At 36.6% G+C, this 24,753-nt stretch carries 19 protein-coding genes; 13 read left to right on the top strand and 6 right to left on the bottom strand.

Features of this window, described 5'->3' with window-relative positions; genetic code table 11:
* Positions 1-124: 124 nt before the first annotated feature.
* The 4 genes from ACFO7M_RS07805 to ACFO7M_RS07790 form a co-directional block, all read right to left on the bottom strand.
* Positions 125-1,642 (bottom strand): GNAT family N-acetyltransferase, encoded by a 1,518-nt coding sequence (locus ACFO7M_RS07805; RefSeq protein WP_379734968.1) that lies wholly within the window; start codon positions 1,640-1,642, stop codon positions 125-127.
* Positions 1,643-1,817: 175 nt separating this feature from the next.
* Positions 1,818-2,546 (bottom strand): DKNYY domain-containing protein, encoded by a 729-nt coding sequence (locus tag ACFO7M_RS07800; RefSeq protein ID WP_379734966.1) that lies wholly within the window; start codon positions 2,544-2,546, stop codon positions 1,818-1,820.
* A 25-nt stretch (positions 2,547-2,571) separates the two neighbouring features.
* Complete coding sequence (locus ACFO7M_RS07795) at positions 2,572-3,141, bottom strand: hypothetical protein (protein ID WP_379734964.1); 570 nt, start codon at positions 3,139-3,141, stop codon at positions 2,572-2,574.
* Between the two features lie 24 nt (positions 3,142-3,165).
* Positions 3,166-4,185, bottom strand: coding sequence for a hypothetical protein (locus ACFO7M_RS07790; protein WP_379734962.1), 1,020 nt, complete (start codon positions 4,183-4,185; stop codon positions 3,166-3,168).
* A 112-nt stretch (positions 4,186-4,297) separates the two neighbouring features.
* On the opposite strand from ACFO7M_RS07790, the gene ACFO7M_RS07785 reads away from it, so the two are divergent.
* The 4 genes from ACFO7M_RS07785 to ACFO7M_RS07770 all read left to right on the top strand — a co-directional run bounded on the left by ACFO7M_RS07785 (position 4,298) and on the right by ACFO7M_RS07770 (position 8,234).
* Complete coding sequence (locus ACFO7M_RS07785) at positions 4,298-5,155, top strand: hypothetical protein (RefSeq protein WP_379734961.1); 858 nt, start codon at positions 4,298-4,300, stop codon at positions 5,153-5,155.
* Between the two features lie 513 nt (positions 5,156-5,668).
* The gene (locus tag ACFO7M_RS07780; protein ID WP_379734959.1) at positions 5,669-6,481 is read left to right on the top strand and encodes a hypothetical protein; all 813 of its coding nucleotides are present in this window, start codon (positions 5,669-5,671) and stop codon (positions 6,479-6,481) included.
* A gap of 15 nt (positions 6,482-6,496) precedes the next feature.
* Entirely contained in the window at positions 6,497-7,339 is an 843-nt protein-coding gene (locus ACFO7M_RS07775; protein WP_379734957.1) for a hypothetical protein, read from the top strand.
* A 37-nt stretch (positions 7,340-7,376) separates the two neighbouring features.
* Positions 7,377-8,234, top strand: coding sequence for a hypothetical protein (locus ACFO7M_RS07770; RefSeq protein WP_379734955.1), 858 nt, complete (start codon positions 7,377-7,379; stop codon positions 8,232-8,234).
* A 65-nt stretch (positions 8,235-8,299) separates the two neighbouring features.
* Here ACFO7M_RS07770 and ACFO7M_RS07765 read toward each other — a convergent pair whose 3' ends face one another.
* Both ACFO7M_RS07765 and ACFO7M_RS07760 read right to left on the bottom strand, forming a co-directional pair.
* Positions 8,300-8,686 carry a response regulator gene (locus ACFO7M_RS07765; RefSeq protein ID WP_379734953.1) on the bottom strand — a complete coding sequence of 129 codons (387 nt, stop codon included), beginning with the start codon at positions 8,684-8,686 and terminating at the stop codon, positions 8,300-8,302.
* Positions 8,676-10,103, bottom strand: a complete 1,428-nt coding sequence (locus tag ACFO7M_RS07760; protein WP_379734952.1) for a sensor histidine kinase — start codon at positions 10,101-10,103, stop codon at positions 8,676-8,678. The genes ACFO7M_RS07765 and ACFO7M_RS07760 overlap by 11 nt, the downstream gene beginning before the upstream one ends.
* Before the next feature lie 612 nt (positions 10,104-10,715).
* Between ACFO7M_RS07760 and ACFO7M_RS07755 the strand changes: the two genes are divergently transcribed.
* The 9 genes from ACFO7M_RS07755 (at position 10,716) to ACFO7M_RS07715 (ending at position 24,753) form a co-directional block, all read left to right on the top strand.
* On the top strand, positions 10,716-16,751 hold the full coding sequence (locus tag ACFO7M_RS07755) for a gliding motility-associated C-terminal domain-containing protein (RefSeq protein ID WP_379734951.1): 6,036 nt from the start codon (positions 10,716-10,718) through the stop codon (positions 16,749-16,751).
* 47 nt (positions 16,752-16,798) lie between these two features.
* On the top strand, positions 16,799-17,731 hold the full coding sequence (locus ACFO7M_RS07750) for a type IX secretion system membrane protein PorP/SprF (protein ID WP_379734949.1): 933 nt from the start codon (positions 16,799-16,801) through the stop codon (positions 17,729-17,731).
* Between the two features lie 11 nt (positions 17,732-17,742).
* Positions 17,743-19,671 carry an OmpA family protein gene (locus ACFO7M_RS07745; RefSeq protein ID WP_379734947.1) on the top strand — a complete coding sequence of 643 codons (1,929 nt, stop codon included), beginning with the start codon at positions 17,743-17,745 and terminating at the stop codon, positions 19,669-19,671.
* Between the two features lie 107 nt (positions 19,672-19,778).
* Entirely contained in the window at positions 19,779-20,195 is a 417-nt protein-coding gene (gene ruvX, locus ACFO7M_RS07740) for a Holliday junction resolvase RuvX (protein ID WP_379734945.1), read from the top strand.
* Between the two features lie 94 nt (positions 20,196-20,289).
* Entirely contained in the window at positions 20,290-21,783 is a 1,494-nt protein-coding gene (locus ACFO7M_RS07735; protein WP_379734943.1) for a malate:quinone oxidoreductase, read from the top strand.
* Between the two features lie 145 nt (positions 21,784-21,928).
* Positions 21,929-22,519, top strand: a complete 591-nt coding sequence (def, locus tag ACFO7M_RS07730) for a peptide deformylase (RefSeq protein ID WP_379713802.1) — start codon at positions 21,929-21,931, stop codon at positions 22,517-22,519.
* A gap of 27 nt (positions 22,520-22,546) precedes the next feature.
* Positions 22,547-23,056: a DUF5606 domain-containing protein gene (locus tag ACFO7M_RS07725; RefSeq protein ID WP_379713800.1), complete on the top strand. Its 510-nt coding sequence runs from the start codon at positions 22,547-22,549 to the stop codon at positions 23,054-23,056.
* 109 nt (positions 23,057-23,165) lie between these two features.
* Entirely contained in the window at positions 23,166-23,939 is a 774-nt protein-coding gene (gene mazG / locus ACFO7M_RS07720; RefSeq protein ID WP_379734941.1) for a nucleoside triphosphate pyrophosphohydrolase, read from the top strand.
* 16 nt (positions 23,940-23,955) lie between these two features.
* Positions 23,956-24,753: an alpha/beta hydrolase gene (locus ACFO7M_RS07715; RefSeq protein ID WP_379734939.1), complete on the top strand. Its 798-nt coding sequence runs from the start codon at positions 23,956-23,958 to the stop codon at positions 24,751-24,753.

Here is a 24,753-nt window from a genome sequence, read left to right as displayed (position 1 = left end):
ATGGTACGAGATACAATGATAAACACAAAAATATCCAAAACTTCTCAGTAAAACAGTACTTGAAACTAAAATCCTGGAATTTTGCTACTATCGTAAAGAATAATATGACTTCCGACAGATATTATCATAGTTTCTTTTTCAGTTCATAGAAATCTTTCCGTCTATCTTTTAGATTTCGGACACTTCCATAGACGTGCAATTCATCCAGTAGTTTTAAATCGACATCGGAGATTAAGATCATTTCGGTGTTGGCAGTTGCTTCACTTTTGATTCCGTTAGAAGGAAAAGAAAAATCGGAAGGAGTGAAGACGGCAGCCTGTGAATAATTCAAGTCCATATTCTCCACTTGTGGCAAGTTACCCACGCTTCCGGTGATCGCGACAAAACATTCGTTTTCAATGGCTCTTGCCTGAGCGCAGCATCGTACTCTTAAATAGGAGTTTTGGGTATCGGTGGCATAAGGCACAAAGAGAATTTGCATACCTTCTTCGGATAACAAACGAGGAAGTTCGGGGAACTCTACATCATAACAAATGAGCACTCCAATAATACCTGCATCCGTTTCGAAGGTTTGTAATTTATTTCCTCCTTTCAAACCCCAGAATTTTTCTTCATCAGGAGTGATATGTAATTTGTAAAATACCTCCATGGTTCCGTTACGATGGCATACATAACCGATATTACGCAATTCTTCATTTTCATACAGAGGCATACTTCCGGTGATGATATTGACATTGTAAGTAACGGCGAGTCTGCTGAAAAAATTGGCAATTTCGTTTGTGTATTGTGCCATGGTTCTTATTGCTTCCGCTTCGGGGATGTCTTTAAAGTTGGCCATAAGAGGCGCGTTGAAGTATTCAGGAAAAAGAGCAAAGTCGGCTTTGTAAGAAGAAATGGCATCGACAAAATATTCGATTTGTTGGAACATTTCTTCCATGGAATGGAACACCCGCATTTTCCATTGAACCAATCCCAATCGGACATTTTTTCTGATTCTAGTAGTTGCGGTATAGTCGGGAATATGGTATACATTGTCCCATTGGAGTAGGGTAGCATATTCGCCACTTTCGCCGTCTTCCGGAATATAATTCTGCAGTACTTTTTTTACGTGAAAATCATTGCTTAACTGAAAGGTAAGTACCGGATCGTATATTTCTTTCCGTTTCACTTTATCGATGTACTCTCTGGGTTTTAACTCGTTGACATATTGGTGATAATTGGGAATACGGCCACCGAAAACAATAGCTTTTAAGTTGTGTTTTTCGCAAAGTTCCTTTCTGGCATCGTACAAGCGTCGACCCAAACGCAGTCCGCGATAGTCAGGATGAATAAATACTTCGATACCATAAAGAACATCGCCTTTTGGGTTATGGGTAGAAAAAGTATAGTTGCCAGTGATTTGTTTGTAAGTATGATTATCACCGAAGTCATCGTATTTTATGATGATTGAAAAAGCAGTACCGACTACTTTATCATTATCCAGAATTACGAATTGACCTTCCGGGAATTGCTGTAGTAGTTTTTCAATGGAAGTAACACTCCACACACCACCTTGCCAGTCGGGATAGGAGGCTTTCATTACTTCAATTAACTGTTTGTAATGTTCTAGTTTTAAATTTTGGATTTCTATTTTGCCTAGCATGATGCATTTATTGAAAATGATTTTTACAGATTATGATATCTGTTATTTCCGAAAGAAAATCGATTTTTATTGGATGTTCAGAAATCGATTTCATTAAAGTTACTCATTTTCAATGTTATATGCTAAGGAATGTTGGATTTTAAGAGTGGTTGATGTTTTAGAGAAAGAGTGCAAATTATTTAGTAGAGATCCGTTTGCCATCAAAATAATATCCGTATTTGTCTTCGGCGTCAACAGTTTCGGTGTTTACTAATTGGAAAGAGATCGGATCGGCCCCATTTATTTTTGTTACTCCAAAGTATACAGATTTGCGGTCAATGAAATAGCAATTGTTACAATTCCAGCAACCTTTTTTTGGGTTTACGACCTTAATCGTTTTGGGGTCGGCACCTTTGATGGTTTCAAAGTCATCAGGACCACCACCATAGAAGACATGTTTTTTGTCGTAACCGCCGCAAATGCTGTCAAAAGGGACAAATGTTTTCGCATGAGCTCCTTTAACTTCAATAGGGTAATTACCGTCTGAGTTTTCCCACCAGATATACACCTTATTTTTATTTTGAAAGAAACCGTTTTTGATGGATTTGTAGGTTTTCAATTCGAGGAAATCCGATATGTCTTTGTAGTATTCAAAGTATACTGCGGTATCTTTAGCAATGGGTCGGAAGCTTCCTGTTAGAAGATATACTTTGCCCTTTTTGTCTTTGTAAATGTTGTCTATTACTTTATTGAAGTTAAGGGTATCATCAACGGGATCAGTAAAAAAGCCTTTATCTTCTTCATCTTGAATTAATTTGGCTATAGTATTGCCGTTCAAACCAGAACGCAACATTTCCATTCGGGTTTGTCCTAAAGCCGAGAGAACGGTTAGAAGTAGTAGCGTTAGGATATATTTTTTATGCATTATAAAACGTTTGTAGAATTATGTTTTAGTTTTTTTTGATGGCATTCTTAGGTTTTTGCTTCTCTACGATTATAAAATCATTAAAATTATATGCCGTTACATCAGGTAATACGATGTATTTGTTTTTTAATGACACCTTACGAGTCTGATTGTTGCCGTTTTGATTTTCATTCATGAAGATGGTATCCTTTTCAATTCTTCCTTCTTCTATTTTGGATTGAATATCTTTCGTAATGTATTCAATTTTTAGGTTTTTCTTTTCTGCAACAAAATAATTGGTTCTGAATAGCTTTGCGGAGCGGAGACTATCCAGTAAATACAGTGGAAGTAACTGAGTGGTATAGATGTAATGGTCATTGCTAAAAACGACAATTTGAAATGCATCGTTGTTTCGATGCGATAGGTATACTTTGTTTTCTTTGAGTTCTGAGAAGTCTACCTTTTGAGTCGTATAAAGTTTGTTGTACTTTTTAGCCATTTCCGTTTTGTTCAAAAGGATAAAATCTTTCGCATACAATTTGTTGGCTCTTGGCGTACAGGAGGTGAGAAGTGCTAAAAGGAAAAGTATCCAGTAATTGCTATTACTTTGTTCCATTGTTGTTGAATTGAAATTATGAAATTACTTCGGCTTTTTAATTTTTTGTAAATGGATGAATTTTTGATCGCAATCGTATAATTTGACATAATAATTCATTGCGTTTCCTGTATTTTGAATGGTGATTTCTTCTTCAGAGAGAAGTCCTTCGATTTCATCGGGTAACTTTATTTCCTTTCTCTTCGAATCCACTACATCTTCTTCATTGCTTACATCGCCTAGGTTTTCGGCCCATTTGATCCCTTTGAAAATTATATAAACTGCATTTTCATCCAAGCTTCGGTAGAAAGTAACTGCACCACTTTTGTTTCGGGAATCGGATTGGAATTGATATCGATAGTCTCCCTTTACTTTAGTAACATGGAAAGAAATGTTGCATTGGTTCTCTTTGGTTTCTGGAATGTAAATACCCTCTAGTTTTTTGGGTAATACAGGAATTGGCTTTGAGGTAAGGGATAGATGCAATGCGAAGGTTTGGTTTGTTTTGAGATTCGTCCATTGACCACTAATTGATTTTGAATGGATTTCCGCTTTGATTTGGGCGACTTTATTGTTTTGATAATCCAATTCATAAAGAGCCATTGTGTTACCGGTCTGTTTGCCTATTAATTTGATGTCGACACCAATTTTTTCATAATAATAAAAACCCTCCAAAAGACCATTTGAGTTTTTGATATGAAAGACCACATTCAACTTCTTATTGATAGTTCCGATATAGTTTTGTTCTGAATTACCAATACTTCCATTGGGATTGAGATTGCTGGAGAATGTTTCCTTTGCATTCAAAGGTGCAGAATTGCAAAGTGTTAGTAGTGCAATAATGAAAGAATAGGCATTTATCTTCCTATTGATTTTAAAAGAAAACAAGGATAGTAGAACTTTACTGCTTGCAATTATGTTGCTACTTTTTGCTTGAATCCGTTTTGTGATTGCAATACCCTTTTTATGTTTTTGAGCCACTATAATTCCGTTCTGTAGGTTTGATTTTCCAGAGTTTGCTCCAGTATGTAATAGTATAGGAGTTATTTGTTGAAGTACGTTCATTGAAATAGAAATGATAACGAATGGATGTATTGTAATCGTAATCCCACTTTTAAGTGGATAGCAACAAATATACCGAAAGATAACAATACTAAATACATTTGATTTTAGAAAGATGGCATTCTATTGGTACATCCGTGGAATAATATTTACACAAGATTTTTCTTACAAAAGTATTTTTTATACTTTTGGGAAACACCACACGGCTATAAGAATGAATACTACTTCTGACTTTGGGAATTTAAATGAAATGGGAAGCGTGATGATTCCTGATAAAGGGCATGCAAAAAATGTATATAACTTTCAAATTTTAATTGCTTTTTGTCAAAGTTTGGGTGATGTTTATAATCCTTCTAACCCTCGGTTACAAATTGATCAATTGCAACTATTAGCAAATACAGCTTTTAAAACATTGTTTGTGGTTCAAGAACAGAAGGAACACTTCCATCTGCATACCAATAATCGTAGAAAAGCATTTGAAGATATTAAGCCGTTTAGTACAAAAATCATAAATGCTTTTGCCGCTTCAGGAGTTGATAAATCCATTTTGGAAGTAGCAAAAGCCATCAATAAAAAAATTCAAGGTGTTGTACTTAAAGGCGTTGCAGAAACTACTCATAACCAAGCTTGTGCTTCACAACAATCGTACAATCAGAAATTGGAACATTTCGGAGCTTTGATACGCATTTTGGAAAATAATCCAGTTTACAACCCAAATGAAAGCGAACTCAAATTAATTGCATTGCAATCGAAATTCGATTCATTGCAATTGCATAATGCGAATTTGGTAGAAAGTCATGGGCTTTACAGTGAGGCTTTACAGGAACGAAATCATTTACTTTACGACCTTCAAAACGGACTTTTGCAAACAGTTAAAGAAGTCAAGCAATATGTAAAAAGTATTTTTGGCGCAACTAGTGCCTATTACCATGAAATAAGTCAACTTCAATTTAAGGTACGTTCAGGAGAATAAATTCAATTTGTTTCCCAATACACCCTCTTTTTTACAGCTAAAATGTCCATTTCTTGATTTTTTTTAATTGGTGGGAATTGTATTTTTTTTGGTGATTTTAGTTTACTATCTTGTAATTCAGATTGTTGTATTGTCTGTTTTGATTACTCAAAAGGAAACTATAATTCGGATGAAGTAAATTATAGTTGACCTATTCACAAAAGATGTTGTATCACTTGAAAAAATAGTTACGCTTTTGGCTAAACTTTTAATTCACCATCTAAAAACTTCCGAAAGACTTGTGAAATCAAGGTTTTTGCAGTGTAAAATTCTTACAAAATAATTTAGCTTTTTTTGATTTAAATTTACGTTAAGGTCATTTTTAGAAAGAATTTTGACTTGTGATTGCAAGTAAAATAACCGGTACATCCTCTTTTCAAAAGCTAGCCGAAGTCAGAATGTCACTTTTTTTAAAGAATACGTCTACCGACCCCTACAAAAGAGAGCAAAAGGTAACTCAGATACAAATAACTTATGCGGAAATTACTACTCCTATTTTTTTATTACACTGCTATGACAGCACAGGTAGGAATAGGAACGACTACTCCTCATTCGGATGCTATGTTGGAAGTAGTGTCTACTAATAAAGGTATTTTACTACCAAGGGTTTCCTTAGTAAGTACAGCGGTGGCTACACCTTTATCGAGTCATACACAAGGAATTATAGTTTTCAATACCGCGCAAAGCGGAACAGGAGTCTCAATGGTATATCCCGGACTTTATTTTAATGATGGCAGTAGTTGGATACGTTTTACCCCGAATACGATTACCATAGGAGAAATCAAGCACAGTTTTGCAACGGTAGATCATAATGGATGGTTTTTACTGGACGGAAGACCTATAAGTAGTTTATCGGCTATTCACCAATCGAGAGCAACTGCTTTGGGATATGGTAGTAATTTGCCGAATGGTGTGGATCTTTTTTTAAAAGGGAAAACAGGCAGTGAAACCGTTGGAACAACAGGTGGTAACGATAGTTTTACGATTGCACAAAGCCATTTGCCGAATGTCAATTTTATCGGAACAACCAATGCACTAGGAGCACATTCCCATAGTGTTGATTGCTATGCCGGGGATGAAAATATTGGACTTTTGTCTACCAATGCGTTGACTGTTTTTGTAACTGAAGCAGTAGCTAAAGATGGGATGACGACGGTAACAAGAACATCTGCAGCATCGGGAGATCATACGCATAACGTAAGTTTTAATTCAGGTGGTTCAGGAGTGCCGGTTGATAATGTTCCTAAATACATTGCCACCAATATTTTTATCTATTTGGGGAACTGATAAAAAAGAAAAAAAATGATTAAAAGATTAACTCATCTACTGCTTTTCTTCCTATCTCCATGTGTTTTAGCGCAATTGGGAATTGGAACATCTACACCTAGTACAGAAGCTATTTTGGATATTTTTAGTACCAATAGTGGTGTTTTGATTTCAAGAATTGAACTTCAAAATACACCCAACTGTTCCCCTTTGACATGCCATGTGGCCGGAATGATAGTCTACAATACTGCAACCTCGGGTACTGGAAATTCGATGGTAACACCAGGGTTTTATTACAATGATGGAAGTCAGTGGGTTCGTTTGGAACCTTTGACCACAGCTAACGGAGATATTAAGCAAAGCTTACTTACAGAAGATCATAATGGTTGGTATTTAATGGATGGGCGAAGTATCGCCAGCTTACCGGGTAATGCGGCTTCAAATGCCTTATTGGCCGGTTTTACTGTTAATCTCCCAAATGCTACAGATCGTTTTTTAAAGGGAAAATCAGGGGCAGAATCTTTAGGAGCCATCGGAGGTACTACTAATAGAAATCTCACACAGTCCCATTTGCCCAATGTTACTTTCTCTGGTACAGCTGGCAGTGCGGGAAGTCATACTCATGATTATGAAGACAAATACCATGGTGTGTCAGAAAATTTGAATTTAGTTACCGGATTGCTTGGTATTTTAAGTGGTGTTGTACTCAATATAATGAATAATAATGTGGGTTCTGATACGGTTGCTATAGATACAGGAATTTCATCAACTAACGGGAGTCATACCCATACCGCGACAGTCACTACAGGAGGTAGTGCTTCTACGTTACCTGCAGCATCGCATATGGTAGCCAACACTTTTGTTTATTTAGGGAAATAATACACCGGAAAGACCATTCAACTTAATACAAGATCGTATGGAGAAGTTAACTACAGTTATTAGAGTTCATTTGAAAGGCATTGTTTTATTGCTTTTTACTTTCTCAATGCATTCTCAGAATGTAGGTGTTAACACAATCACACCGAATGCTGAAGCTGTTTTAGATATTTACTGTACAGATAAAGGGTTATTGTTACCACGACTTGTGTTGATAACTACAGATAATGCAGCTCCTTTACAGCATCATGTAGAAGGCATGATAGCTTATAACACTACTGCTTCGGTGGGAGTTAGTCCTGTTTCCGTTTATGAAGGGCTGTATTATAACGATGGGACTCAATGGAATTGGATGGGACCAAACAGCCTTGCTGTTGGTGATATTAAATACTCTTTAGAAACCACGGACCATAAAGGTTGGTTTTTACTGAATGGAAGAAATACAACGACATTGCCTGTAGTTGCTCAAAATAATGCGACTGGTATTGGAATTGGTGCTACATTACCCAACATGGATGATCGATTCATTAAAACAACCAATAACTCTGAGGCAATGCAAGCGATAGGAGGAGCCAATACATTTGCATTAAGTCAGGCTAATTTGCCCAATATTACCTATAATGTTACAACAGCTTTAAGCGGCGATCATTCCCATAACTTTACCGATTCGCATAATAATGCAGAAACATTAGGTTTGGCTACCAATGTACTTCCGTTGGTGCCTTTAATCACTGAAACGGTAGGTACCAATGATATTTGGCCTACAACACTTTATACGACTGTCACAAATGGAAATCACTCTCATATTGTAACTGTACCTTCCGGGGGAGGAGGGCAGTCCATCAATGCAACACCAAAACATTTGGTAACCAATGTTTTTATTTATTTGGGAGAGTAGTTAACTCGCAAAAAAAAATGAAATCAGTGGGCTAATGGGTTATGAGTAGTGTTTTTCCATTTTTATCAGATGAACTGCAGGAGTTTCTGTATGGATAGAGGTTTGTTTAATAGTGTTTTGACACAAGAACTCTTTTTTATTTTATCTAAATCCTCGTTGCTTAAAGTAGAAGAAAGCATGAAAATCAATGTTTGTTTTTTTACACCTTCGGGTAAAGCTTCATATTCTTTCAAAAACTGAAAACCATTCATTACCGGCATATTGATATCCAGTAGGATAACCAAAGAATTGTCTAGATTTTCTACGTTATTGGTAATCCATTGCAGTGCTTCTTTACCATTGTCTACTATATTGATGTTGTCAATACCCAAAGTTTTGCATAGTAACTGTTTTGTTACCAGTTGATCGATGGCATTGTCTTCAATTAATAGAAAGGTATAGTTAGCTTTCATGGTTTAATGGTATTGTTATGGTGAAGGTGGTTCCTATGTCAAGGACAGAATGAACAGCTATATTTCCGTTGAGGTTATCCACTGCTTCTTTGGTAATGTACAAACCAAGGCCTGAACCTAGATTAGAATTTGTTACAAAAAACATATCAAAAATTTTATCTTGAAATTCTTCCTTAATACCAATTCCATTGTCTTGAATTTCGATTTTAAGTAATTGGTTCCAGGTGGAAGTTTTAATTTGGATGTATTTGAAATGCTTTTTTTTGTCGGAATATTTTATGGCATTTGACACCAAATTATTTAAAATAATTTTGATGCGTAACGGATCAATGTAAACTTGTTTTACTGATAGTTCTTTTTGAATTTCAATGCCATTGGCTTCTTTACTATGTTTGTGTTGTGATAGCACTTCGTCTATGGTTTCATCAATATTGATTTCTTCATTACGAGATTCCAATCGTTTATTTCTGGAATAGTCGATAATGTCACATATGAATTGATCTTGTCTTGTAAGACTCTGATTCATCATGTTCAAGTAATTTCTGATTTCCTCCAGGTTGTCCTCATCTTTGGCTATTTCAATGAGTCCTTTTAATGAAGTAATGGGTGATCGTAAGTCATGAGAAGCACTATAAACAAACTTGTCCAATTCTTTGTTGGCAAGGATTAGATTTTGGTTATTGATTTCAATTTCTTTGTTGTAGTGCGTTATTTTTTTCAACATTTTGTAATAATAAATGCATACTGTACTTATGATTACGAGGATGAAAAAGATGTTAGTAAATATGAGGTAGTTTTTGAGAATGTGAGTGCCTTCACCTAAAGTATTGGAGAAATTGAGTTCATTTAGGGTTAGTTTTTCGCTAATGTGACTAATTTCCATTAGCATATTTTGTCTTTCTTTGTTGTCTAAATCATACACTTCAATTTTCTGATGCACTTTGTCTCCTATTTGTGAAAGTTCATTAATCAGTTGGTCTCCTTGTTCCCATTCGTTAATTGCTTTTGCCATGAAGGGGACCGATTGGAAGTTTTTGAACAACCAAATGATGTTGTCAAGATCTTTCGGACTGTTTCTTCCTGCAATGAATCCTTTTTTAATTTCATTCGTAGCTGCATTATTGACTAAACCAATTCTAGCTGCACCATCTCCTTGAGGAACTTTCATTTCTCGGAGGTACAATTTCCAATGTTTGTCATCATGCGTATATAAATACGTAATGAGGTGACGAACGGCGTCTTTTTGAGCTTTTGAATAATGTGATTCACCATTGACATAAGCTCTACTTGCCGACAAAATCTTGATGGTGAATGTATTTAGGAATATCAGTGCGGCGCATGAGAGCACAATTATAAAGAGAAGTATAAATACATTCGAAATTTTAAATCTGTATTTTGTAGCCTGCTTCTCCATCATATGTACAATTGTCAGAAAGTGATTCTTTAAAAACTGATACGAATATCATTACTAATTTATCAAAAAAAAACTTACAAAAAATAATTTACTTTCTACTTTAACATACATAGAATGTTAATTTTTAGAGTTTTATGGAAACTCCGTGTTGATTTACTTTTTTTGAATTTTGGAATTCTATTTTTCTTTCAAAATAAGAGAGTAGGTAGTGTTCATTTTGTCGTTATTTTCTTTCAATTTGTCGAAATTGTTATTTTTTATCGGATTTATCTTACAGTTTTTTTGTAATTTTAAGATGTAAGTATTTTATAACTGAGTATCCATTAGTCATTTAAGCGTGATGATTTCAGGTGAAAATACCAGAGAATTCCAAAAACATAGATTTAGTCCAAAAGAACTTCAAAACTAGGAGTTAGACTTTTTAGTTACTATTCTAGATCCCCCTAAGAATAATTGAAATAAGGTATGTTTCAAAAGAGACAGGTTTTTTATCTGTTGCACTTTTGAGGAACAGTGTTTTTATGTTCCGTTTTACTTTATAAATGTCAAGACTTTTTTTAAAAGGTATATAATTTTTGCACCCTATACTGAAGTTGAACATTTAAATTATTGCTTATGAATTGGAAATTTACCGTTTGGGATAACGCAATCCTCGCTTATTGTGTTTCTGTGTTTGTATTTCTTTTTTCCTATACAGAATCAAAAGCGCAAGTTAATTTTATTAACGCAAATTCGTTAGTTTCTTCTGATCATGCCACTAATCCAACTAATGCCACCTTGTATGACAATTCTTATACAACACTACAATCTTACGGTGGTGTGGCCGTAGGGATAGGTGGTTACAGTGGGAAAATTGAATTGGAATTTCCAACAACGGTTCCCGCAGGGAAAACAACCTTTGTTCGGATTGATTTTGATCAAGATGTGTTAAATTCCTTATTAGGGGGTAATTTAGGTAGTGGCCTTGCGGACCTACTTGGAACTGTCGTTCTCGGGAATCATTTTTTTACAGTCGCAGCCAAAAACAATGCCACTGTAGTCAGTAGTTTTTCAAGTAAGAATAATTTCTCTAATGAAGCAGGGAGGTTGATTCGAGATGCCAATGGTAATTTTTACTTTGCCATTACTCCAAATGTTCCGTATAATCGAATAGAAATAACAGACAATACCAATGCACTATTATTGGGAACATCAAATAGTATGCGGGTGTATTATGCTTTTTATACCGATGGACAAGATAGTTGCGATCCTGCTTTTGCGACTTCATTCGATGGAACAGGAGGAACGATTGACTTGCTGGGTTTAGGCACTGCTGAGGTTGATCATCCGGAAAGAGCCATCGATGCTGATGTGAATAGTTATTCGCAAATCAGTTTGGGTGTACTCTCTGTGGCTGGGACTATAAGTCAAACCGTATATTTCAATACGGTATCTAAACCGACAGACCAGTATCATGTAACATTACAACTCGATAATCCGGCAGTCTTAAATTTAGGACTTGCAGATGGACTCAAAATCGAAGCACTAAATGGTGCAACGGTTGTTCATACACTTGATGTGGGCACACTGCTGGATTTGGATGTGTTAGGTTTATTAAGCGCTGGACAAAAAGCAACTATAGCTATTGCTCCGGGACAGGCTTTTGACAGAGTTAAAGTAACTTTATCGGCTTTGGTTCAATTGAATGTAAGCAGAGGTTTACGTTTGTATGAGGTTTATAAATCTCCCGGAGCTCCAACAATCGCGTTGGCTTCGCAAAACCTTTCTATTTGTGGACCACAGTCCGTAACGCTAATGGCTGAAACGGACAGCGAAAATGAATTGCTTTGGTATGATTCACCCAACAGTACCACTCCGGTTGCCACTACTGCATATAATGTTGGTTTTACTACTCCGGTTTTGAACACTACGACAACTTATTATGTAGCTGCAAGGAAAATTGGATGTCCAACAGTATCGTCAAGAATTGCAGTTACTGTTACTTTCATAGCACTTCCTACTGCTGCGGATATCTCGATAAACAGTCCGGTAATTGCTTCTTGTTTGGGGGTAGCCGTACTGACACCCACGACCAATGTTGCCAATAGTGTATTCCATTATTATACAGATCAAAATAAAACAGATGAAATAATCACTGGGTATTCAGGACATTCCGGAATTACTTATTCTAAAGATGCTATTACAGGTTCATTGACCATTACCGGTTTGAATGCTTCCAATACACCAAGAAATTATTACCTATCTATAGAAGTCAATGGCACTTGTGAAAATGCCAATGGCACATTAGTTCCGGTTGAGGTTGTTTTTCCACAACAAGTTGATTTAGATGTAGCTGCAACATTAATCGGTTGTGGTACAGTGAATTTAAAGGATGCGATACTTAATTTTGATGCATCAGGAGCAACCACGTATATTTTTTTAGATAACAATCATAATACAATTCCTTTGGATCAGGTTGCAACAATCCAAGTTAGCGGAACATATTATATACAAGCTGTTGTAGTTGGAGTACCTTGCGCTTCTGCGGAAGAAGCTGTTGTTGTAACGGTAAATTCCTACCCTCAATTGGATGTGAATCCAGATCATTATATCATAAATATTGGTGATACGGTAACATTACAAGCGACTTCCAATGCTAGTGTGAGTTGGTACGATGCCAATGGAACCTTATTGACTTCTACTACTGTGGGCCCTTTTACTGCGGCAGGAACCTATACTTTCACAGCTGTGGCGAGTAATGGGAACTGTAGTGTAAGTAAGATTGTGACGGTTATAGTAAATGATCCAGCAGACTGTATCAAATTTATGGAAAGAGTGTACGCCGATACTCAAAGCTCTGCTTCGATTCTTACAGGAACAGTGCTTAATGATGGTAATGCGGTTGATAAAGATCCACAAACATTTGCTACAATATCGAGTGGATTGGGCGCTTTAGGTGTTGGGACTACATGGCAAACTTTACAATGGAACACTACCATTGCAGCAGGAACTCCAGTATCCGTAAAATTAGGTACTCAATATGGAGGATTGGCGTTGATTGGCGCTATTTCAGTAATTGCAACCAAACGTGATGGTGGAGGAGTACCACAACCCATTGGAACTCTTCAGCCTTTGTCTGGAAGTTTGGTCGATTTGTTGCCTGGAGAAAACAGCTTTGAATATACTTTTGTTCCTTCAGATATTACCGGGCCAAAAGCTTTTGACGGAGTGAGAATCATTGTGGGGTCGACAGTAGCTGTGGTGCAAAACGCAAAAGTGTATGAAGCTTATTATACAAGAGAAGCCAACCCGTTGATTTGTAAACCGGGTGATGTAGAAGATATTTTTTATGGAACTTTTGATCTCGGAGTGGGGGTTTTAGGTAGTACAAACAATGTTGTAAATCCATGGAACTCGGTTGACAACGATGATAATAGTTATGCTACTCTATACAATGGGGTAGGCGTTTTATCTGTTTCGGAATTAACCGTAAAGTTCAGAACCCCTTCATTAACATCCGATATTTTAAAAATAAAATTAACCAAACCAGGAACCGCTCTTACCGTAGGTGCCTTATCCGGTTTCAGTGTACAGCGCTATATGGGGGATACTCCTGTAGGTGCTCCATTAGTTGCAGGAGTTGCAGGGGTGAATTTAGAAGTAATTAACAATGATGAAATTGTGATTGCATCGAATGCGCAAACACCACCCTACGATAGAGTAAAAATCAGATTGGGAGGTGCTGTAAATATGTTGGACTTTTTACAAGTCAACTATGTAAGACGTGAAGCTGCCATTGCAGTAGTTGATGGCACAGGAACTACAATTGAAGTTTGTCAGGGAGCCACGATTTCTGTAACAGGTGATCTTTGTACTACTTTCCGTTGGTATGATGCCGAATTTGGCGGAACTATAATTGCTAATGGTAACTCGTATACACTTCCATCCAATTTAACAGCGGGAGTTTATGAATATTACGTTCAGCCGATAAGAGGAGGTTGTGAAGTGTTGTCGCGAACCAAGATAACAGTTACTATTAAAGCAACATCACCTAATGGTTCAATTTTCAATGTATTGGTTAATTCGGATACCGATACTACTTTATGCAGTGCGAGCGGTGATGTTTTGTTGAGTGCACAATTGAATAGTGTACCCGCAGTGACAAATCCGGTTTATTATTGGTATAGTTTTGACGGAACTAATCAAATACTTATTTCAGGGCAAAACGCTAGTACACTTCAACTGACAGGATTATTACCGGGAACATATACCTATTATGTGGGTGTGAGTTCAACGCAATTCTGTCAATCAGCACAATCCGACAGAGCTTCTATTACATTTACCCTACTGCCTTTTTCGGTTGCTGGAGATATTAATGCAAACAATGCTCAAATTTGTTTAGGGAATAACGCGGTTTTACAGCCTTCATCTACTTTGACAAATCCGGTATTTGCTTGGTATTTTACCAACGATTATTCGCAACCAATAACAAATGGTACATTCAGTGGTGTGACTTATGCGATAAATAGTTCAGGACAATTGACCATTTCTGGTTTAACATTGGCCGGAAATCCTTATACGTATTATGTGGCAATGAGTAGCGATGCAAGTTGTACCAATATCCCCGGCACATTAAAAGCAGCGACTGTTCAGATAACTGAAGTGCTGACACCAACAACGAACGACGCAACACAAGATTTTTGTCAATCGATTAACCCGACTGTCGCATCTCTTCAGGTGAATGAATCCAATGTTGTTTGGTATGATGCGCCAATTGGCGGAAATGTAATTCCACCAACAACACTTTTAATTGATGGTATGATGTATTATGCAGGGATTACTGATCCGGTTAGCGGCTGTTCAAGTACTTCACGTTTGGCTGTGGAAGCAAATTTGAATTCGGCTATGACACCTACAACCAATGATGCGACCCAAGAGTTTTGTGCGGCTTCCAATCCAACGGTGGCTTCTCTACAAGTAAATGAACCGAATGTAATCTGGTACGATGCACCAAGTGGTGGAAATGTAATTCCATCAACGGCACTTTTAATAGATGGTATGATGTATTATGCTGGGATTACCGATCCAATTAGCGGCTGTTCAAGTTCAATACTTTTGGCGGTAGCAGTCGATTTGAATTCGGTAGTAACCCCAACAACCAATGATGCAACACAAGATTTTTGTGCGGCCTCAAATCCAACAGTGGCTTCTCTTCAAGTAAATGAATCCAATGTAGTTTGGTATGATGCTCCAAGTGGGGGAAATGTAATTCCATCAACGACACTTTTAATAGATGGAATGATGTATTATGCTGGGATTACCGATCCGGTTAGCGGCTGTTCAAGTTCAATACTTTTGGCGGTAGCAGTCGATTTGAATTCGGTAGTAACCCCAACAACCAATGATGCAACACAAGATTTTTGTGCGGACTCAAATCCAACCGTGGCTTCTCTTCAAGTAAATGAATCGAATGTAGTTTGGTACGATGCACCAATTGGCGGAAATATAATTCCACCAACGACACTTTTAATAGATGGTATGATGTATTATGCAGGAATTACCGATCCGGTTAGCGGTTGTTCTAGTACTAGTCGCTTAGTGGTTGAAGCCAATTTAAATACGGCTCTAACACCTACAACGAATGATTCAACTCAAGATTTTTGTCAGTCAAGCGCACCAACTATAGCATCACTACAAGTAAACGAGTCCAATGTGATTTGGTATAATGCTCCAACAGGAGGAAATGTTTTGTCTTCTACTTCGCTATTAGTAGATGGTATAATCTATTATGCGGGGATTACAGATCCTGTAACTGGTTGTTCAAGTACAACTCGTTTAGCTGTTGCAGCAAATTTGAATGATGGCATAACACCAACTACTACTAACAGCACACAAGTTTTCTGTCCATCAACCAATCCGACAGTAGCATCGCTTCAGGTGAATGAAACAGGAGTTATTTGGTACGATTCACCAAGTAACGGTAACGTGATAAGTCCTTCTACACTTTTAATAGATGGGATGGTGTATTATGCAAGTATTGTAGATATGACTACGGGATGTTCAAGCATGACACGTTTGGCTATAACTGTTGATTTTACTATTGGAGGAAATGCCACTATCAATGACAATGCTGATCAGACTTGTGTTTTTGAACCCGTTACTTATACAACAGAATCGAATATGAACAGTTATAGTTGGACTGTAGGGTCAGGTGGTCAAATTGTAATTGGTGGCGGAGCAAATGATGCGTCGGTTACTGTTAATTGGACGCAAGTAGGCGCCAATACAGTTAGTGTGAGTTATGTAAATACAGCGGTTTGTAATTCGGCAAATTCGGCAACATTTGATTTGGTAGTCGAAAATTGCGTTGCTCCCGGCGCAGCATGTTTGACTGTTTTTAATGAATTTACTCCAAATGGAGATGGCTCAAATGAATTTTTCAATATACAATGTGCAGAAGATTATCCAAATAATAAACTAGAAGTATATAACCGATATGGGAACTTGGTATTTAGTACGCATAGTTATAAAAATGATTGGAAAGGTATCGCTAATGTTGGAGGAACTTTTAGTGGAAATGTTTTACCGACTGGAACCTATTATTACATTTTTGAGACTAGAGATAATGTATTGAATGTTGCAAAATCCGGATGGTTATTTATCATGCGATAGGCGCTCCTGTCTCATGATTCTTTTTTATTAATTAAAATTCTTATAACATGATACATACTACGAAAAAGACAATATATGCTTTATGGTTATGCTCGTTCTTTTGCATACACCATAGCATAGCGCAGCAAAATCCGGAGTATACACAATATATGTACAATACGATGATGGTTAACCCAGGTTATACAGGATCTGTAGGAGCTTTTGAAGCCAACTTGCTATTGCGAAAACAATGGGTTAGTATCGTAGGTGCACCACAAACGGGGACCTTGGGTATTCATTCTCCATTAAAAAATAAGAAGATTGGGTTGGGTATGAATTTTATCAGTGACGATTTAGGGCCTTCAAGTGAACAAACTTTGGCAGGAAATATGTCTTATACGATTGAACTAAGCGAATCGGCTAAATTGGCTCTTGGAATGAAAGCAGGTATCCGATTGCTGAATATAGATTGGTCCAAAGGAAGATTCTACGACAGTGACGATGTGCTTCTGAATACGAATGTAAACAACAAAATGATGGGCGTTTTGGGTTCAGGTGCTTACTTGTATTCTGATAAATGGTATGTGGGTTTGTCTGTTCCAAATTTTCTTCGAAGTGATTATTACGATGACATTCAGGAATCCGTTATTTCAGATGAATTGCATTTCTATTTTATCGGAGGCTATGTGTTCGATTTATCCGATAGTGTGAAGTTTAAACCCTCGGCTCTCGTAAAAGCTGTGAGTGGTTCACCTTTGTCAACGGATATATCGGCTAATTTTCTGTTGAAGGAAAAACTAACACTCGGAGCTTCTTACAGATGGGATGATTCTGTTAGTGCATTGGCCGGAATTCAGGTCTCCAATAGTTTTTTTCTAGGATATTCTTTTGATTATACTGTTACTCGATTGAATAAATACAATGATGGATCACATGAAATTATTCTACGTTATCAGTTACCTCAAAAAACAACCACAATCAAATCGCCAAGATTTTTCTAATACCTAACGCTATGAGAAAAGCAATAACATTAAGCCTGGTTTTATTTTCCAGCATTTTTTACGGACAGCAGAAACTGAAAGCTGCCAACGAAATGTTTAATGAAATGTCCTATGTTGATGCTTCAAAGTTGTATGAAGAATATGCTGAGAAGAATTCGGACCTTTCTGTAGAGACAATGACTAATATTGCCGATACCTACTATAACTTGAATGATATGCGAAAGGCATTAACATGGTATCAGAAGCTGTACGATATTCAGGGACAGAATCTTTCCGATTTGTATCTGCTTCGCTATACTCAGGCATTAAGAGGGGTAAGAGATTACGATAAAGCAAATGCAGTAACTAAAGAGGCACTTCGTAAGAAAAACGACAATGCACTAATAAAGCATTTTACTCAAAATCAAAAACATTTGGATAGTCTTAGTAAAAAGAAATCACTGTATGATATTAAAAATTTGAGCAATAATAGTCCAAACTCTGATTTTGGAGCCACTTTTTATGGCAATAAAGTGGTTTATTCCTCAGCAAAAGAAGAAGGAACTGTTACCAAAAAGATTTATTCATGGAATGAGCAGCCTTATTTGGCTATGTACGTGGCAGATCGAAATGGCTCCGATGGAAGTTTGTTCAACGAACAACCTTTTCTTTCGGATATCGCTTCCAAGTATCATGATGCAACGATTACGTTTTCCAACGATTTGAAAACATTTTATTATACAACGAATACGATGAAAGGTAACCGACTAAAAAACGACAAAAAGGGAACAAATAATTTTCAAATCATCAAAGCCACTATTGAGAATGATAAATCGACCAAAGGAGAAAAATTGTTTTTTAATAGTTTGGATTATAGTGTTGGGCATCCCTCATTAAGCCCTGATGGGAAATGGTTGTTTTTTGTGTCCGATATGCCAGGTGGTTATGGTGAAACCGATATTTATGTTGTTGAGGTTTTTGGAGACGGAACAATGAACTCGCCAAGGAATTTAGGACCGAAAATCAATACAGTGGGTAGGGAAATGTTTCCTTTCTTTAGTGAGGGTAAACTTTATTTTTCTTCTGAAGGTCATTACGGATTTGGAGGTTTGGATATTTTTGAGAGCAAGCAAACCGGGAACGAATTTTCTAGTCCAAAAAATCTTGGTGAACCTGTAAATAGTAATAAAGATGACTTTTCATTTATTTTGGATACAAAAGGGAAATACGGTTATTTTTCATCGAATAGAGACACGGGTAAAGGCGATGATGATATTTATTATTTTACGAAAAGTGAACCAGAATGCAATCAGATGGTTGTTGGAAAGGTAGTGAATTCTAAAACGAAATTAGGGATCGATGAAGCCTCTATCAAAGTGTTGGATTCTTTTGGTGATCTGAAGTATGAATATTTTACTGATGCCAACGGTAAATTTGAATTTCAGGTACCATGTGTCGGGAACTTTAAGTTAATTGCTTCAAAACCTAATTTTAGTACACAGGATAAAGAAATTAAGATTGGAGATGTTAACGGTGATACGAACACGGTCGATTTTGAATTGGCAAAACTGGATGATTTTGTAGTGAAAGATAATGGGAATGAAAAAATTGACATTAATCCTATTTTCTTTAATTATGACAAATGGGATATTACACCACAAGCTGCCACAGAATTGGACAAAGTGGTCTATGTAATGGCCAATTTCCCGAAAGTAAAAATTAGAATAGAATCGCATACCGATTCAAGAGGAAAAGATTTGTACAACTTGAAATTGTCCGATAATCGGGCCAAATCAACCCAAACTTATATTTTATCCAAAGGAATCTCGGCTAACAGAATTGAAAGTGCCGTAGGATTTGGAGAAACACGATTGAGAAATAATTGTAAAAACGGTATAAAATGTTCTGAAGAAGATCATTTTACCAACCGAAGATCTGATTTTATCATTGTGGAAAAATAGGCAGTAATACAATTTTTTTTGATGAAACCTTCACTCGTTTTGAGTGGAGGTTTTATTTATTTATTACCCAACCGACAAATGCGTTATCTTTGCAAAAACATTTGAACATGCCAAGAATTTTAGCCATTGATTACGGAATGAAACGCACCGGAATAGCAGTTACCGACGAGCTACAGATTATTGCTTCGGGATTAACTACCATTCCTTCTGAAACGATTTTGGTTTTTTTGAAAAACTATTTTGATCAAGAAGATGTTTTTAAAGTACTTATTGGCGAACCCAAGCAGATGAATGGCGAGCCTTCGGAAAGCACTCCTGTGATTGAAGCATTTGTTGCCAAATTCAAAGAAACTTTTCCAGATATGCCTGTGGTTAGGGTCGATGAACGTTTTACTTCAAAAATGGCTTTTCAGACCATGATAGATAGTGGGTTGAAAAAGAAACAACGGCAAAATAAAGCACTAATTGATGAAATTTCTGCAACAATTATGCTTAGAGATTATTTAACCCGAAAAATGATCTAGTGTTTTTTGATAATTTTCAAAAAATGGGTAATCACTTGAAAATTAAGATAAATTTTGCTTTTTAGAGGTTATCTTTGCATCATAATTTGAGCAAATGACAACAACTCCCACAACGCAACCTGATGTAGTATTAATTGGCGCCGGAATTATGAGCGCTACTCTAGGATTATTACTCAAAGAATTACAACCCAATCTTACGATTGAAATTTATGAACGATTAGACGTCGCAGCTGCTGAAAGTTCCGATGCATGGAATAATGCCGGTACCGGACATGCCGCTTTTTGTGAATTGAATTATACTCCCGAATTGGAAGATGGCTCTATTGATACTAAAAAAGCAGTGAAAATTTCAGAAGCTTTTGAAGTGTCGAGACAGTTTTGGTCGTATTTGGTTGAGAAAGGATTGTTGAAAAACCCAGAGACATTTATCAAGAGTGTGCCTCACTTGAGTTTTGTTTGGGGAGAAGAAAATGTAAGTTACTTAAAAAGACGTTTTGAGGCGTTACAGCACTTTGAATTGTTCAAAGAAATGGTGTATACCGAAGAAGTAGATGTTATTAAAGAGTGGGCGCCATTGGTAATGGAAAGCCGTAAAGGCAAAGATAAAATTGCGGCTACTTCCATGAAATATGGTACCGATGTAAATTTTGGAGCTTTAACACGTAGTATTTTTAAATACTTAGAAAGCCTTGATGGAGTGTCGATGCATTTCAATCATGATGTCTACAAATTGAAAAAGAAATCGGATGGGAAATGGCGTATCAAAACTAAAAACCTAACGACTGGAGAAAAAAAACGTACCTATACACCATTTGTTTTTATTGGTGCAGGAGGAGGTTCATTGTTGCTACTTGAAAAAGCCAATATCCCTGAAGGACATGGTTATGGAGGATTTCCGGTAAGTGGCCAATGGTTAAAATGTACCAATCCAGATGTTATTGAAAAGCATGCTGTAAAAGTTTATGGTAAAGCATCGGTTGGGGCACCACCAATGTCGGTACCTCATATTGATACTCGTATGATTAATGGCAAAAAGGAGTTGTTATTTGGACCTTATGCTGGTTTTTCTACAAAATTCTTGAAAAGTGGTTCTTACTTTGATTTGATTAAATCCATTGAATTGGATAATATTAAACCAATGTTGGGAGCGGGAATGAAAAATATTCCATTGACAAAATACCTTATTGAGCAAGTATTTCAATCGTCAAAAGATCGTATGAAAGCTTTGAAAGAATATGTTCCTTCTGCGAAAAAAGAGGATTGGGTATTGGAAACTGCGGGACAGCGTGTACAAGTTATCAAAAAAGACAAAGAAGGAAACGGTGTGTTGGAGTTTGGTACCGAAGTGGTTTCTGCAGCAGATGGTTCTTTAGCAGTTTTATTAGGTGCTTCTCCAGGAGCGTCAACTGCAACTTCGATTATGCTTGAATTGTTGGTAAAATGCTTCCCTGAGCAATACAAATCGCCTGAATGGCAGGCCAAATTGAAAGATATGATTCCTTCTTTTGGTCAAAACCTCAATGATAATGCGGAATTATGTGATGCTGTAAGAAAAAAGACGAATCAAGTATTAAAATTGAACGTTTAATTCGAAATTTACTTATTTTTGCATTCTAAATTTTAAAAAAAATGCGTTAAGGAATGCTTTGCAGGTCACTTTCGTTTTTGAAAGATTTACCTGAAGTGGCATGTAGTACTTCCCTTTTAGGGTAACGCTTAAAATAAATGTAAAAATGATTTACCCAATTGTAGGTTATGGTGACCCGGTTTTAAGAAAAGTCGGAGAAGACATAACACCGGAATATCCTAATTTGAAAGATGTAATTGCAAACATGTACGAAACCATGTACAATGCACATGGGGTTGGATTGGCTGCACCTCAAGTAGGACTTGCGATACGTATGTTTATTGTTGATACTGAACCTTTCAGTGAAAGTGATGATTTGTCCAAAGAAGAGGCAAATCAATTGAAAGGTTTCAAAAAAACATTCATCAATGCGAAAATCCTAAAGGAAGAAGGAGAAGAGTGGGGATTCAATGAAGGTTGTTTGAGTATTCCTGATGTTCGTGAGGATGTGTATCGTAATGAAAAAATCACCATTGAGTATTTTGATGAAAATTTCGAGAAAAAAACTGAAGTTTATGATGGTCTGATTGCTAGGGTTATTCAGCATGAATACGATCATATTGAAGGAATTTTATTTACGGATAAAATTTCTACACTGAAAAAAACGTTAATAAAAAAGAAATTGCAAAATATAATGGAAGGAAAGGCTCGTCCTGATTACCGTATGCGTTTTGCAGCACCAAAAAAAGGAAGATAATTAGTTGAACAATATAGAATTACAAAAATGAAATTAGAAAAAATTTTAGCTGTTTCTGGTAAACCGGGATTGTATGAATTAAAAATGCAAACACGTACTGGCTTTGTTGCCGAATCATTAGTTGACGGTAAAAAAGTAACAGTGGGCATGCGCAGTAATGTAAGTTTGCTATCCGAAATCTCAATGTATACGTATTCTGAAGAAAAACCATTGGTTGAAGTAATGAATGCTATTGCTACAAAAGAAAATGGTGGTCAGGCTCCTGTTTTAAAAGATGATAAAGCAGCTTTGATGGCTTATTTCTTAGAGGTTTTACCTGATTATGATCAAGATAGAGTATATCCTTCGGATATCAAAAAAGTATTAAACTGGTATAATATTTTACAAGCTAAAGGTTTAGCAACTGTTGAAGTAGCTGAAGTTGTAGAAGCTGAAGCTCCTAAAAAGGTAGCTAAAAAAGCAGCTAAAGCTGATAAAGTAGAGACAACTACAGAAGAAAAACCTAAAAAAGCAAAAGCGACTAAATCGAAAGAATAGTCCAATTTTAACATAATTATAAGTCCTGCTGTGGGTAACCTACAGCAGGATTTGTTATTTTTACACAACTCCGACCTTGAGGTCGAACTGTACGAAGTAAAACTATTTTATGAACACACGCCAAGAACAACTAGATGCTTTTAACCGATTGCTTGATATCATGGACGATCTCCGTGAAAAATGTCCATGGGACAAAAAGCAAACATTGCAGTCGTTACGTCATTTAACCATTGAGGAGACATACGAGCTCGGCGATGCTATTTTGGAAAATGACCTGGATGAAGTAAAGAAAGAGTTGGGCGACTTGTTGCTCCATATAGTTTTTTACGCCAAAATAGGAAGTGAAACGCGACATTTTGACATGGGCGATGTAGCCAATGATATTTGTGATAAACTAATCCACCGCCATCCTCATATCTATGGAGATGTGGTTGTTGCCGACGAAGAAGAAGTGAAACAAAATTGGGAGAAGCTTAAACTTAAAGAAGGAAAAAAATCGGTTTTGGAAGGCGTTCCCCAGAGTTTACCCGCTTTAGTCAAAGCGAGTCGTATTCAGGATAAAGTGAAAGGTGTTGGTTTTGATTGGGAAGAACCGGAACAAGTTTGGGAGAAAGTGCAAGAAGAGTTAGGTGAGTTACAACATGAAGTTATAAATGGTAATCAGGATGCAATAGAGGCTGAATTTGGAGATGTATTGTTCTCTATGATTAATTATGCTCGCTTCTTAAAAATAAATCCTGAGGATGCCTTGGAACGCACGAATAAGAAATTCATTAAACGTTTCACTTATCTGGAAGGTAAAGCTAGCGAACTGGGTAAGAATCTTTCTGATATGACATTGGCGGAAATGGACGTATTCTGGGAAGAAGCTAAAAAACTTTAAAATATAAAATCCTATAATGAAAAAAGCGTTATCCGCCGTATTATTAATTTGTTCATTATTGTCAAATGCCCAAAGCAAAGATTTTGTTTTAGGGAAAATCGAAACTATTAAGTCAGTTATACTCAACGAAGAACGAACGATTAATGTTTATTTTCCCGCCGGATATGACGCGAATCAGAGCTATCCGGTGATCTACTTACTTGATGGATCTGCCGATGAAGATTTTATCCATATCGCAGGTTTGGTACAATATGGAAATTTTGATTGGGTTAATGCAGTATCAAAATCAATAGTGGTTGGTATTGCTAACGTGGACAGAAAACGGGATTTTACTTTTCCAACAACAATCGAGCAAGATAAAAAAGATTACCCAACTACAGGTTCTTCTGCAAAATTCATTGCTTTCATCGAAAATGAATTACAGCCTTTCGTGCAAAATAAATACAAAACAACCGATTCAAAAACCATCATCGGTCAATCATTGGGTGGGTTGCTGGCAGCCGAAATTTTGTTTAAAAAACCAACGCTTTTTTCGAATTATATCATCATTAGTCCAAGTCTTTGGTGGGACAATCAATCGTTACTTAAATTAACTCCTGAATTTGCTAAAGCAGGTTTTAAACAAAGACTGAAAATATTCATTGGAATTGGCATTGAAGGGGAGGTAATGGAAAATGATGCTAAAATGTTGAATGAAGTACTATCAGCCTCGGATACAGCCAAGGAGGTTCATTTCTGTCAGTTTGCTGGAAAAAACCATGGTGATGTCTTACACGATGCAGTTTTTATGGCGTTTAAAAAATTACGATTATAA

Source organism: Flavobacterium sp. GCM10023249, from assembly GCF_042653365.1.
In the GTDB taxonomy this organism is placed as follows: Bacteria; Bacteroidota; Bacteroidia; order Flavobacteriales; family Flavobacteriaceae; genus Flavobacterium.
Note: the sequence above shows the minus strand (reverse complement) of the source record. Positions and strands in the feature narration are given on the sequence as shown.